The sequence below is a fragment of the Cellulomonas sp. genome (genome assembly GCF_017744555.1).
In the GTDB taxonomy this organism is placed as follows: domain Bacteria; phylum Actinomycetota; class Actinomycetes; order Actinomycetales; family Cellulomonadaceae; genus Cellulomonas.
In genome coordinates this window covers 1-12,139 of record NZ_JAGIBD010000030.1, presented here as the reverse complement: position 1 = coordinate 12,139, position 12,139 = coordinate 1, and the positions used below count along the sequence as shown (strand labels likewise).

The following is a 12,139-nucleotide window of genomic DNA, read 5'->3' as shown; positions in this document are numbered from 1 at the left end:
CGTCAGGCGTCCGTGAACAGGCACGTGATGACGAGGCGGATCGGCTTGTCGAACGTGTAGGTGCGGTCGCCCTCGTTGGCGTCGCCGAGGTCGCTGACGAAGTACGTCGACCCCGTCCTGATGACGACGAACGCGACCGCGGACGGCTTGGTGTACGTGCGCTGGCCGTGCCGGACCGTCGTCCTCGAGCAGTCGTAGACGCCGCCGTACTCCCACGTGGTCGGGTCGGAGCGCGGGTCGGGCGGGCAGGCGAGGGCCGCCCCGGCGGAGCCCAGCACCAGCGTGGCGGCGAGGCCGGCGGTGGCGAGCGGACGGCGCAGACGTGACATGAGGACCCCCTGGACGAGACGACGGGCACCGCGAGCGCGATGTCCGGAATGTCCACGTTACGGGGGTGGTTCCGCCCGCAGAAGACCGCGAGCGGGCGATCTCCCGGCCGTGCGGCTCAGGGCGTCGGGTGCCGGCGCACCATCCGGATCTCGGGCACGCCGTCGTCGACCTGGCTCGCGCCGTCGGGCGCGAAGCCCTGCTTCCGGTAGAACGCCTGCGCGCGCGGGTTCGGGTCCGCGACCCACAGGGCCGCGGGGACGCCGGGGTCGAGCACCGCACCCAGCAGCGCGGCGCCTGCGCCGGACCCGTGCGCCGCGGCGCACACGTACAGCACGTAGAGCTGCCGGTCCCACGTGGCGTCGTCGTCGAGCGGCGGTCCGGCCATGGCCAGCCCCACCACCTCGCCGTCCCGTTCGGCCACCGCGGTGGTGTTGGCGCGGTAGCGGTCATCGGCGAGCGCCGCCGTCCAGAACCGCTCGCGCCAGGTCACCAGACCCGGGTCGTCGAGGACCTCGTCGCGCATGAGGCCGCGGTACGTCTCGCGCCACGACAGGACGTGGACGCGAGCGAGCTCGGGCACGTCCTGCAGCACGGGCACGCGCACGACGACGGTCATCCGAGGTCCCGTCCGAGCGTGACGGCGGTGACCACGAACCCGTTGTGCACCGCCCACCGCCCGTGCACTTCGTGGACCCCGAGCCCGTCGGGCCCGACCCGGGCGACGAACGTGCCGCTGCCGAGGCGCACCTCGACCTCCTCGAAGCCGAGCCAGCAGCGCACCAGCGGGTACCAGAGCTTGTAGACGGACTCCTTCGCCGAGAACAGCACGCGGTCCGGACAGGTGGCCGGGTCGACGTCGGCGAGCGCGGCCCGTTCCCCGTCGCTCATGACGAGCGGGCCGACCCCGTCGGGCAGCGGGGCGAGGGTCTCGGCGTCGATCCCGACGCCGGCCCAGTCGTCGGCGCGCGCGACGGCGGCGGCGCGATAGCCCTCGCAGTGCGTCATGCACCCGACGATGCCCGGCGGCCAGATCGGCGCCCGGTCCGGAGCGGACGGGACCGACACCGGCGGCAGGCCAAGGCGACCCAACGCCGCGCGGGCGCAGGCCCGGACGGCCGCGTACTCCTCGCGGCGGGCGGGGACGGCGCCGGCGACCGCGACGGCCTCGTCGGGGAACAGTGGCGCGACGTGGGCGGGTCCGACGTGCTCCACGACCTCGACCCCTGCCGGGAGCACGGATCGCATCACGTCGCCCAGTCTGGCAGCCGGGCCTCAGGCCAGCGCGAGCCCGTCGACGACCTCGACACCCGGCGCCCGGCCCAGCAGGGCCCCCGGAAGGGCGATCTTCGAGCGTCGCACGCCGCTGCCGATGACGACGTCACCGCCCGCGTCGGGGTCGTCTACCGTCACGCGGGCGTCGACCAGCACGCGGTACGTGTCGGGCAGTCCGAGGGGGGTGATGCCGCCGTACTCCATGCCCGACTCGGCGGTCGCGCGGTCCATCGGCAGGAACGACGCCTTGCGCACGTCGAGCAGCCGCTTGACCGCGTTGTTCACGTCCGCCCGGGTCGTCGCCCGGACGACGGCGGCGGCGATGCGCTCGTCACCCTCGCGGCGACCCGCGACCAGCACGCAGTTCGCGGATGCCGCGGCCGGGAGCCCGTACGCCTCGGTGAGGGCGGCGGTGTCGGCCAGGCCGGGGTCGATCTCGGTGACGAGCACCCGCTCGGCCGCGGCCGGCTCGGTCTGCGCCCAGCGGCGCAGGAACGCGAGCGTGCTCGGTGCGAGGAGGTCCGGGTGGTCGAGGGCCGGCGCCCAGGTGAGCGCGCCGCCGACGAGGAACGTCGTGGGGCCGGGCTCGGCAGTCACGCGTCGTCCGTGGGCCGGCGGGACTGGTCGACGGCCGGAAGGATCAGCCGCAGGTCCGCGGTCCGCACGAGCCCGCGCCGGTGGCCGTGCCGCTCGTCCGCCTCGTCGACGAGCTGGTGCAGCGCCGCGAGCAGGCCGCGCTCGCGCGCCAGGGCCACGACCGCACGGTTCTCGTCGTCGAGCACCGCGCCGCGCTCCTCGCTCAGCTCGGCCAGCCTGCGCATCAGCACGCCCGACGAGAACGCGATGCGGTCCAGCGCGAACGTGCCCCGCTCGAGGAGCTCCTGGTCGGTCTTGCTGTCGAGCTGCACGTGCGCCAGCCACTCGGCCAGGGACTCGAGCGCAGCGACGTCCTCGGCCAGGCGTGCGTGGTTGGGGAGGCCTCCGGAGAACTGCATGGGCGTCATTGTGCACACCGCGGTCCGCGCCGTGGGGAGGGCGCGGCGCGACGTCCGTCACGCGCCGGCGACCTCACGACGTCTGGTAGGTGCCGACCAGGACCGCGCGTGCGAGCGTGTGGAAGACCGCCGCGGTGCTGGCCTTGCCGGGCAGGGTGTCCCGGTCGAGGCCCAGCGACGGCACGTCGAGCGCGCTCACCACGAAGAAGTACCGGTGCACCTGGTCGCCGGGCGGCGGCGCGGCCCCCCGATAGGCGGCGACGCCGTCGTCCCCCTTGAGCTGGAACGCCCCGTGCGGCAGCCGCGCGCCGTCCGGCGTGCCGACGCCCTGCGCCAGCTCGGTCGTGGACGCGGGCACGTCGACGAGCGTCCAGTGCCACCAGCCGGCCGGCCCTGGTGCGTCCGGGTCGAAGCACGTGACCAGGAACGAGCGCGTCTCGGGCGGGAAGCCCGACCACGCCAGGTGCGGCGAGACGTTGCGCCCGGCCGAGGTGTTCGTGTGCACGTCGGGCACTCGTTCGCCCTGCTGGACGTCGTCGCTGCGCAGGTCGAACGAGGGAACCGCCGGGAGCAGGGAGTAGGGGTCGGGAGCCACCGGTCGCGTGAGGGAGGCGGTCATCGCGACATCATCGCGCGGGCTCCGGGACGTCGCTCGGCGAGGCCACGGGCGCCTCCTCGTCCCGACGCCCCAGCAGAGCGCGTGCGGGCAGCAGTCGGTCGACGCCCACGACGACGAGCCCGAGCACGAAGAAGCCGACGCCGTAGATCAGCACGTTGAGCAGGAGGCCGCCGTAGCCGAGCTCGGACACGTCGATGAACCCGTACGGGTAGTCGCTGCTCGGGCTCACCACGCCGCGCACCGTCGTGAACGCGCAGTACGCCACCGGGTACAGCAGCCACCAGGCCGCGTCGCGGACCCGCAGCCGGCGGTGGGGGACCATCAGCACGAAGTGCAGCGTCGTGGCGATCGGCGTGAGGCGGTGCACGATCTCCGCCTTCGTCAGGCCGAGCGCGACGATCTCCTCGCCGGGAGGCGACGGGTCGAGGATGAAGTACGACACCAGTCCGGTGATGAGCAGGAACAGCGTCACCGCGCCGAACAGCCACGACGGCGGGTCGGGGCGTCGCGTGAACGCCGTCGCCGCACCCCAGAGCATCACGAGTGCCATGAGCAGGTTCGACTGGTTGGTGAAGTAGACGTAGTCCTCGACGGTGAGGTGGAGCCCCGTGCTGGGCTTCCAGAACAGGGCGACGAGCGTGATCGCGGCCAGCGCGAGCCGGTAGAGACCCACGACGACGGTCATGCGTGTCCTTCCTTCGTGGTGCACCCACCACGGCCGTGCCCGGCGACGCTGCCGGGCGTGGACCGACGGTAGTGCAGGTCGCGGCCCGGTGGGGCCGAGCGGCGTGCCGCTGACCGGGTGAGCGGCGTCCGCCGGATTGACAGCGGCGGGAGTGTCAGCGTTCACTGAGATACTCGAACAAACGTTCGATCATCGTGCCGGATCGTGGTGAATCCGCAGGTCAGAGCGTTGTCGCAGGTGAGGACCGGGAGGAGGCCGACATGTCGACGAGCACGCTGTCCCGCGAGGACCGCACGGCTCTCGCGCGTGCCGTGCTGGCCCGGGCCGAGCTGCGCACCGGGGCACGCAGCACCCGGGTGGGGACCGGGGGAGACGCGCCGGTCGCCACTTCCGCGGTCGCCGCCGCTGCCCGTCCTGCGGTCGCCGCCGGTGCCCGTCCCGCGATCGAGCCCGCTGCTCGTCCCGCCGTCGAGCCGGCTGCCGGTCCGGTCGCGGAGGGCCCCACCGCGGAGGACGAGCACCCCGTCCTCGCGCTCGTCGAGCCGCTCCCGGACGAGGACGCACCGACCGCCCGGCCCACGAGCCTCATCACCACCGAACGTCCGGCCATGCCCGTCCCGCCGCCGCTGCTGCCGCTGCTGCCCGACGGCCTGCGGCGCGGCGCCACCACCGCGGTGCTCGGGTCCACGTCGCTCGTGCTGACCGTGCTCGCGCACGCGTGCGCCGGCGGGTCCTGGGCGGCCGTGGTGGGTCAGCCGACCGTCGGGCTGCTCGCGGCCGCACAGGCCGGGGTCGCGCTCGACCGGCTCGCGGTCGTCCCGCGTCCCGGTGCCGACGCCCCCACGGTCGTGGCGGCGCTCGTCGACGGCATGGACGTGGTGGTCGTCGGACCCGAGGCGGCGTTGACGGACGCGGACCGCCGTCGGCTGTCCGCCCGGGCCCGGGACCGCGGCGCGGTGCTGCTGTCGACCGTCGAGTGGCCGGGCGCCTCGACGGTCCTCACGGTCGAGGCCGGCCGCTGGACCGGTGCGGGGGCGGGGGACGGGCGGCTGCGCACGCACGAGCTGCGGGTCACGCGGTCGGGCCGGGGAAGCTCGGCGCCGCCCGTGTCGACCGACCTCACGCTGCCGCTCGGGGCGGCGGACGACCTCGTGGCGGTCGGGCGGGCCGACGCCGACACGCCGTCGACGCAGGCCCCAGGGCTGAGGCTCGTCGGATGAGCACGCGCACCACCGTGCTGTGGGTGCCCGACTGGCCGGTCGTCGCCGCGGTCACCGCCGAGGACGTGCCCGCGCACCTGCCCGCCGCGGTGCACGACGGGCAGCGGGTCACCGCCGTCTCCGCCCTCGCCCGCGCGGAGGGGGTCCGGCGCGGCATGCGCCGGCGACAGGCGCAGGGCTGCTGCCCCGAGCTCGTCCTGCTCGCGGCCGACGACGCGCGGGACGTGCGGCTGTTCGAGCCCGTCGCGGCCGCCGCCGAGACGGTCGTGGCCGGCATCGAGGTGGTCCGCGCCGGGCTGCTGCTGCTCCCCGCGGGCGGGGCCAGCCGGTACCACGGGTCGGAGGACGGCCTGGCCGAGCGGCTGGTCGACGCCGTCGCCGCCGGGTCGGGGCACGAGTGCGCGGTCGGGACCGCCGACGGGCTGCTCGCGGCCGTCCTCGCCGCGCGCACGGGTGCCGTGGTGCCGCCCGGGTCGTCGCCCGCGTTCCTCGCGCCGCTCGGCGTCACCGAGCTCGTGCACGCCGCCGTCACGGACGAGGTGGCCGCGCAGGTCGCCGAGCTCGTCGACCTGCTGCACCGGCTCGGCCTGCGCACCCTCGGCCAGCTCGCCGCGCTGCCTCCGGCCGACGTGCACGCCCGCTTCGGCCGGCTCGGCACGTGGGCGCAGACGCTCGCGCGCGGGGACGACGAGCGACCGCCCGCCCGTCGTCGGCCCGAGCCCGACCTCGAGGTCGGCACCGAGCTCGACCCGCCCGTCGACCGCGTCGACACCGCCACGTTCGCGGGCCGCCGCCTCGCCGAGGAGCTGCACGAGCTGCTCGTCCGGCAGTCCGTGACGTGCGGCCGCCTGCAGATCGCCGCGCGCACCGACGAGGGCACCGACCTGGTGCGGACGTGGCGCACCGACCTCGGCGGCTGGGGCGGCCTGACCCCCGCCCGCATCACCGACCGGATCCGCTGGCAGCTCGAGAGCTGGCTGTCCACCACGGCCGTCGAGACCGCCCGCGCCCGTGCGCGCGACGACTCGGCCACCCGGCGGCGGCGGCCCCGCTCGCAGGACCCGTGGGCGCACGACGACCTCCCCGTGACGGACCCGTGGCAGGACGACGACACGCACGCCGTCACGCTCGTCCGGCTCGTCGTCACCGCGCTCGACGTCGCGGCTGCCGGTGCCGAGCAGGGACGCCTGTGGGGTGGCCCGTCGGGGGGCGACCTGCGCGCGCACCGCGCCCTCGACCGCGTGCAGGGCATCGTCGGGGGCGCCGGCATCCTCACCGCGACGCTGCAGGGCGGTCGCGACGTGCACGAACAGGTGCACCTGCGCCCGTGGGGCGAGCAGACCGAACCGCCACGCCCGCTGGACCGCCCCTGGCCTGGACGGCTGCCCGAACCTGCACCCGCGACCGTGCTCAGCCCGCCCCGGCAGGCCGACGTCCGGGACGCCCTCGGTGCGCCCGTCCGGATCGACGCCCGCACCGGGCTGCAGGGAGAGCCGGCGACCGTGCGCTGGTCGCCGGCCGACGGCGAGCGGGAGGTCGGGACGGTCGTCGGGTGGGCCGGGCCGTGGCTGCTCGGCGCGCGGTGGTGGACCGCGGAGGCGGGCAACGGCACGGTGCTGCGGGCTCACGTGCAGGTGATGCTCGACGACGGGCGTGCGCTGCTCCTCGCCTGCGGCGCCCAGGGGTGGACGTGCGAGGCGACCTATGACTGACCGTCCGGCTGCCGACCGTGCCACCGACCGTGCCACCGACCGGGCCACCGACCGGGCCACCGACCGGGCCACCGACCGGGCCACGGGCTCGTCGCACGGGCGGCCCCGCTACGCCGAGCTGCACGCGCACTCCGCGTTCAGCTTCCTCGACGGCGCCAGCCAGCCCGAGGAGCTCGCCGCCGAGGCCGCACGCCTGGGCCTGACCGCGCTCGCGGTCACCGACCACGACGGGCTCTACGGCATCGTCCGGTTCAGCCAGGCCGCCAAGGCCGTCGGCATGCCCACGGTGTTCGGCGCGGAGCTCCACCTGCCTGCACCGGACGGCCGTCGCCACCCGAACGAGCGCACGCGCGCCACGCCGGGCCTGCCCGTCCTGGACCTGCCGACGGGCATCCCCGACGCGCGTGCGTCCCACCTGCTGGTGCTGGCTCGCGGGCCGGACGGGTACCGGGCGCTGTCCCGGTCGATCGCCGAGGCGCACCTGCGCACGGGGGAGAAGGGGGCGGCCGACTACCGGCTCGACGAGCTCGCTGCGAACGCGAACGGGCAGTGGCTCGTCCTCACCGGCTGCCGCAAGGGCGCGGTGCGGCGGGCGCTCGCCGGAGGGGACCCGTCGAGCGTCGCCGGGGTCGCACCCGGCGGGCTCGACGCGGCCCGGACCGAGCTCGACCGGCTCGTCGCGCTGTTCGGGCGTGACAACGTCGCGGTCGAGGTCACCGCGACCGGCGACGCGTACGACTCGGAGCGGGCCGACGCGCTCGCCCGGCTCGCCACCGACGCCGGCCTGCCGCTCGTCGCGACCGGCAACGTGCACTACGCGACCCCGCGCGACGCCGACCTGGGGGCCGCGCTCGCGGCGGTGCGGGCGCGCTCGTCGCTCGACGACCTCGACGGCTGGCTGCCCGGCGGCCCGATGGCGCACCTGCGGTCGGCCGCCGAGATGCTCGCGCTGCACCGCCGGTACCCGTCGACAGTGACCACGGCGGCGGACCTGGCGGCCGAGTGCGCGTTCGACCTGTCGCTCGTCGCCCCCGAGCTGCCCCCGTACCCGGTGCCCCCCGGGCACACCGAGGCCACCTGGCTGCGCGAGCTCGTCCGTCAGGGGGCGCTCGAGCTGTACGGGCCGCCGGAGGACGAACGTGTGCCCGGGGCGTACCGGCAGCTCGCGCACGAGCTCACCGTGATCGAGGACCTCGGGTTCCCCGGGTACTTCCTCGTCGTCTACGACCTCGTGAAGTTCTGCCGGGACAACGGGATCCTCGCGCAGGGCCGCGGGTCGGCCGCCAACTCGGCCGTCTGCTACGCGCTGCGCGTCACCGCGGTCGACGCCGTCAAGCACGGGCTGCTGTTCGAGCGGTTCCTCGCCCCCGAGCGGGACGGGCCGCCGGACATCGACGTCGACATCGAGTCCGCGCGCCGCGAGGAGGTCATCCAGTACGTCTACGCGAAGCACGGCCGGACGCACGCCGCTCAGGTCGCGAACGTCATCTCCTACCGGCCGCGGTCGGCCGTGCGGGACGCCGCACGAGCGCTGGGCTACGACGCCGGGCAGCAGGACGCGTGGGCGTCGTCCATCGAACGCTGGGGGAGCCTGCGCCCGTCGCCCGCGGTGACGCAGGCGGCGGCGCCCCCAGAACCCGACCCGGCGCATGGCGCGAGCGAGGCGACGTGGACCCCGACCCTGGGCTACGGCGGACGACGGTCCCGCCCGCACGCCGGGCATGTCGGTCCGGTGACGGCGCCGCCGACCTCGATCACCACGCCGCGGCAGGAGCGCACGCGCAACCGGGCGTCGATGTGGGGTCACACGTGGGAGCCGCCCCCGGCGCCGCTGGCCCCGAGGCCGGCGGAGCGCACCGTGCTGCGCGCCCCCAAGGGCACCGAGGTGCCGGGCCTGGCGACGGCCGACGGGCACGACGTCGTCCCTGCGCTCCTGCCCCCGGCGGCGAGCGACCTCGACGAGATCCCCGCGCACGTCATCGACCTGGCCGACCGGTTCCTGCGCCTGCCGCGTCACCTGGGCATCCACTCGGGCGGCATGGTGATGTGCGACCGCCCGGTCATCGAGGTGTGCCCCGTCGAGTGGGCGCGGATGCCGGGTCGCACGGTGCTGCAGTGGGACAAGGAGGACTGCGCCGACGCGGGGCTGGTGAAGTTCGACCTGCTGGGCCTCGGCATGCTCACCGCGCTGCGGATCGCGTTCACGTCCATCGAGCAGCACGAGGGCCGCAAGCTCGACCTGCACGACCTGCCCGACGAGGACCCCAAGGTCTACGACCTGCTGAGCGCCGCGGACACCGTCGGGGTGTTCCAGGTGGAGTCCCGCGCGCAGATGGGCACCCTGCCGCGCCTGCAGCCGCGCACGTTCTACGACATCGTCATCGAGGTCGCGCTCATCCGCCCCGGGCCCATCCAGGGCGGCTCGGTGCACCCGTACATCGAGCGTGCGCACGGCCGGCAGCCTGTGAGCTACCTGCACCCGCTGCTGGAGAAGTCGCTCGCGAAGACCAAGGGCGTGCCGCTGTTCCAGGAGCAGCTCATGCAGATGGCGATCGACGTCGCGGACTTCACCCCGGCGGAGGCCGACCAGCTGCGCCGGGCGATGGGCTCGAAGCGGTCGACGGAACGGATGGAGGCGCTCAAGGAGCGGCTGCTGTCGGGGATGGCGAAGCACGACATCAGCCGCGACGTCGGTCTGCAGATCTTCGACAAGCTCAAGGCGTTCGCCGACTTCGGCTTCCCGGAGTCGCACGCGTACTCGTTCGCCTTCCTCGTGTACGCGAGCGCCTGGCTGAAGGTGTACCACCCGGCCGCGTTCTACGCGGGGCTGCTCGCGGCGCAGCCCATGGGCTTCTACTCGCCGCAGAGCCTGTCGGCGGACGCCCGCCGGCACGGCGTCGAGGTGCTGCGTCCCGACGTGCAGGTGTCCGACGTGCAGGCGTGCGTGGAGCGCACCGGACCGACGCCCGAGGGTGGCGAGCCGCTGCTGGTCCCGTCACCCAGCGGCACGGGCCGGGCGCCGGCGGCGGGTGTGCGGACGTCGGTCGCGTCCGACGTCCGCCGGTCGCTCGCGGTGCGGCTGGGGCTGGCCTCGGTGCGGTCGGTGGGGGAGGACGTCGCGCAGCGCCTGGTCGACGAGCGCCGGGAGCGCGGCCCGTTCGCGGACCTGCGGGACCTGGTGCGCCGGGTGCAGCTGACCACCGGTCAGCTCGAGGCGCTCGCCACCGCCGGGGCGCTCGACTGCCTCGGCGTCACGCGCCGGGAGGCTCTGTGGGCGGCCGGGGCGCTCGCGCAGGAGGGACCGGACACGCTGCACGGCGTCTCGGTGGGGGTCGCGGCGCCGATGCTGCCGGGGCTGAGCGACGTCGAGGTCGCGACGGCTGACGTGTGGGCGACTGGCGTGTCCGTCGACTCCTACCCGACGCAGTTCGTCCGGGAGGGCCTCGACGCCGCAGGGGTGCTGCGCGTCGAGGAGGCGTACCGCCACGAGATCGGCCGCCGGGTGGCCGTCGCCGGGGTCGTGACGCACCGGCAGCGGCCAGGGACCGCGGGCGGGGTGACGTTCCTGTCACTGGAGGACGAGACGGGGCTGCTCAACATCGTCTGCTCGGCGGGCCTGTGGCAGCGGTTCCGGCGGGTCGCACGCACGTCGAAGGCGCTCGTCGTGCGGGGCCGGCTGGAGCGGCAGGACGGCGCGACGAACCTCGTCGCGGAGCACCTGGTCCCGATGTCGTTGCGGGTGCGGAGCTCGTCGCGCGACTTCCAGTGACCCTCAGGGCTCCTTGACGGAGGCCTTGTCGTCGATCTTCTCGGTGTCGTCGACGGGTTCGACGTCGTCGTCCGCCTCGTCCTCCTCCATCGGCGGCTCCAGCGTCCGCAGCCGGGAGAAGATCGCCCACACCACCGCGACCAGCGGCACGGCGATGATCGCGCCGAGGATCCCGGCGGTCAGCGTCCCGCACGTCACGGCGAGCGCGACGACCACGGGGTGCAACGACACCTGCTTGCCCATGACGAACGGCTGCAGCACGTGCCCCTCGAGCTGGCCGATGAGCGCGATGCCGAGACCGACGAGCGCCGCGGACAGCAGCCCGTTCGCGGCCAGCGCCACGATCATCGCGATGATCATCGCCGCCGGCGCACCGACCAGCGGGATGAACGCACCGATCATGACGAGCACCGCGAGCGGTGCGGACAGGGGCACCTGCAGGACCGTCAGCAGGATGAACGCGAGCATGCCGTCCGTGACCGCGATGATCACCGTGCCGCGCGTGTAGCCCGAGAACGTGTACCAGCCCGCCCCGCCCGCGGTCTTCCACGTCTCGCGTGCCCGGACGGGCAGCTGGTTGAGAAACCACGTCCACATCTCGCGGCCGCGCGCGAGGAAGAAGATCGTGCAGAAGATCGCCAGCGCCAGCGCCGTGAAGATCTCGACGACCGACCCCGCCCCGGCGGCCGCCTGACCGGCGAGGTCACCCGCGTGGTCCTGTACCCACTGCTGCGCCGTGCTGATCCACTCGGCGATCTGCTCGTTCGTGATCTTGAACGGCAGCGGACCGTTCTCCAGGAAGTCGGTGATCTGACCGATGCCGTCGCTGAACTGCTCGGTGAGGTCCTTCCACTGGTTCGCGATCGAGTACGCCACGTAGGTGAGCAGCCCGACGAAGAACAGGATCCCGCCGAGGATCGACAACGCCGTGGCCAGCCCGCGCCACATGAAGCGCGACAGCACCTCGACGAACGGCCGCAGCACCGCCGTGAACACGAACGCGAGGAACACCGCGATGAACAGCAGCTGCACCCGCGACGTCGCGTAGAAGATCAGCCCGACGGCGGCGACCACGACGAGCAGCCGCCACGAGACGCCCGCCATGTTCCGCAGCCACCGCGGAGCCGTGTGCTCGATCCCGTACGCGTTCGGGTTCCGGCGAGCACCCGCCACCTTCCGGCCCGCGGGCGGCCGGCTGGCGGAGATGCTGCTCAGGTCGGACATTGGGCTCCCGGCTGTGCGTGAGGTGGTGGCAGCCGGTGGCCTCCGGGGTGCCGTAGCCGCCAGTCTGCACCGCTGGGCCGATGCATGCCTGCGCGCCGCACCGTGCTATCTTTCATGCCGCACCTGAGGGAGCCCACGGGCTTCCGACGGTCCCACCCGTCCGGGTGGCGGAATGGCAGACGCGCTAGCTTGAGGTGCTAGTGCCCGAAAGGGCGTGGGGGTTCAAGTCCCCCTCCGGACACTCGTTGAGACAGCGAGCACGAACGGCCCCGAGCTTCGGCTCGGGGCCGTTCGTGTGTCCGCCGGGCAGCTC

The 12,139-nt window shown here is 74.5% G+C and carries 11 protein-coding genes and 1 tRNA gene; 4 read left to right on the top strand and 8 right to left on the bottom strand.

Going from position 1 to position 12,139, the window contains the following annotated elements; all coding sequences use genetic code 11:
* Positions 1 to 2 precede the first annotated feature (2 nt).
* The 7 genes from J7523_RS16190 to J7523_RS16160 all read right to left on the bottom strand — a co-directional run bounded on the left by J7523_RS16190 (position 3) and on the right by J7523_RS16160 (position 3,901).
* On the bottom strand, positions 3 to 329 hold the full coding sequence (locus J7523_RS16190) for a hypothetical protein (protein ID WP_291888874.1): 327 nt from the start codon (positions 327 to 329) through the stop codon (positions 3 to 5).
* Between the two features lie 116 nt (positions 330 to 445).
* Positions 446 to 946, bottom strand: a complete 501-nt coding sequence (locus tag J7523_RS16185; protein ID WP_291888871.1) for a GNAT family N-acetyltransferase — start codon at positions 944 to 946, stop codon at positions 446 to 448.
* Positions 943 to 1,575 (bottom strand): 4'-phosphopantetheinyl transferase superfamily protein, encoded by a 633-nt coding sequence (locus tag J7523_RS16180; RefSeq protein WP_291888950.1) that lies wholly within the window; start codon positions 1,573 to 1,575, stop codon positions 943 to 945. Before J7523_RS16180 ends, J7523_RS16185 begins: the two co-directional genes overlap by 4 nt.
* 27 nt (positions 1,576 to 1,602) lie before the next feature.
* Positions 1,603 to 2,199 (bottom strand): YbaK/EbsC family protein, encoded by a 597-nt coding sequence (locus J7523_RS16175; RefSeq protein ID WP_291888869.1) that lies wholly within the window; start codon positions 2,197 to 2,199, stop codon positions 1,603 to 1,605.
* Positions 2,196 to 2,597 (bottom strand): hypothetical protein, encoded by a 402-nt coding sequence (locus J7523_RS16170; RefSeq protein ID WP_291888866.1) that lies wholly within the window; start codon positions 2,595 to 2,597, stop codon positions 2,196 to 2,198. Before J7523_RS16170 ends, J7523_RS16175 begins: the two co-directional genes overlap by 4 nt.
* A 73-nt stretch (positions 2,598 to 2,670) precedes the next feature.
* On the bottom strand, positions 2,671 to 3,216 hold the full coding sequence (locus J7523_RS16165; RefSeq protein WP_291888864.1) for a YbhB/YbcL family Raf kinase inhibitor-like protein: 546 nt from the start codon (positions 3,214 to 3,216) through the stop codon (positions 2,671 to 2,673).
* 7 nt (positions 3,217 to 3,223) lie between these two features.
* A complete protein-coding gene (locus tag J7523_RS16160) occupies positions 3,224 to 3,901 on the bottom strand; it encodes a Pr6Pr family membrane protein (RefSeq protein WP_291888861.1) in 678 nt (225 codons plus the stop codon).
* Positions 3,902 to 4,161: 260 nt separating this feature from the next.
* On the opposite strand from J7523_RS16160, the gene J7523_RS16155 reads away from it, so the two are divergent.
* From J7523_RS16155 to J7523_RS16145, 3 genes are read left to right on the top strand one after another with little or no spacing between them, the layout of a single operon-like run.
* Positions 4,162 to 5,121, top strand: coding sequence for a hypothetical protein (locus J7523_RS16155; RefSeq protein WP_291888859.1), 960 nt, complete (start codon positions 4,162 to 4,164; stop codon positions 5,119 to 5,121).
* Positions 5,118 to 6,833 carry a DNA polymerase Y family protein gene (locus tag J7523_RS16150; protein ID WP_291888856.1) on the top strand — a complete coding sequence of 572 codons (1,716 nt, stop codon included), beginning with the start codon at positions 5,118 to 5,120 and terminating at the stop codon, positions 6,831 to 6,833. Before J7523_RS16155 ends, J7523_RS16150 begins: the two co-directional genes overlap by 4 nt.
* On the top strand, positions 6,826 to 10,602 hold the full coding sequence (locus J7523_RS16145) for an error-prone DNA polymerase (RefSeq protein WP_291888854.1): 3,777 nt from the start codon (positions 6,826 to 6,828) through the stop codon (positions 10,600 to 10,602). The genes J7523_RS16150 and J7523_RS16145 overlap by 8 nt, the downstream gene beginning before the upstream one ends.
* Positions 10,603 to 10,605: 3 nt before the next feature.
* Here the strand turns inward: J7523_RS16145 and J7523_RS16140 are convergent, their stop codons facing one another.
* Positions 10,606 to 11,826 carry an AI-2E family transporter gene (locus J7523_RS16140; RefSeq protein WP_291888851.1) on the bottom strand — a complete coding sequence of 407 codons (1,221 nt, stop codon included), beginning with the start codon at positions 11,824 to 11,826 and terminating at the stop codon, positions 10,606 to 10,608.
* Positions 11,827 to 11,984: 158 nt separating this feature from the next.
* Here J7523_RS16140 and J7523_RS16135 point away from each other — a divergent pair.
* A tRNA-Leu gene (locus J7523_RS16135) sits at positions 11,985 to 12,067 on the top strand.
* Positions 12,068 to 12,139 lie beyond the last annotated feature (72 nt).

What these genes read in the sequence shown, in the direction of transcription:
- J7523_RS16190 (WP_291888874.1), bottom strand. Translation starts at nt 329, where the DNA reads ATGTCACGTCTGCGCCGTCCGCTCGCCACCGCCGGCCTCGCCGCCACG.
- J7523_RS16185 (WP_291888871.1), bottom strand. Translation starts at nt 946, where the DNA reads ATGACCGTCGTCGTGCGCGTGCCCGTGCTGCAGGACGTGCCCGAGCTC.
- J7523_RS16180 (WP_291888950.1), bottom strand. Translation starts at nt 1,575, where the DNA reads ATGCGATCCGTGCTCCCGGCAGGGGTCGAGGTCGTGGAGCACGTCGGA.
- J7523_RS16170 (WP_291888866.1), bottom strand. Translation starts at nt 2,597, where the DNA reads ATGCAGTTCTCCGGAGGCCTCCCCAACCACGCACGCCTGGCCGAGGAC.
- J7523_RS16165 (WP_291888864.1), bottom strand. Translation starts at nt 3,216, where the DNA reads ATGACCGCCTCCCTCACGCGACCGGTGGCTCCCGACCCCTACTCCCTG.
- J7523_RS16160 (WP_291888861.1), bottom strand. Translation starts at nt 3,901, where the DNA reads ATGACCGTCGTCGTGGGTCTCTACCGGCTCGCGCTGGCCGCGATCACG.
- J7523_RS16155 (WP_291888859.1), top strand. Translation starts at nt 4,162, where the DNA reads ATGTCGACGAGCACGCTGTCCCGCGAGGACCGCACGGCTCTCGCGCGT.
- J7523_RS16150 (WP_291888856.1), top strand. Translation starts at nt 5,118, where the DNA reads ATGAGCACGCGCACCACCGTGCTGTGGGTGCCCGACTGGCCGGTCGTC.
- J7523_RS16145 (WP_291888854.1), top strand. Translation starts at nt 6,826, where the DNA reads ATGACTGACCGTCCGGCTGCCGACCGTGCCACCGACCGTGCCACCGAC.
- J7523_RS16140 (WP_291888851.1), bottom strand. Translation starts at nt 11,826, where the DNA reads ATGTCCGACCTGAGCAGCATCTCCGCCAGCCGGCCGCCCGCGGGCCGG.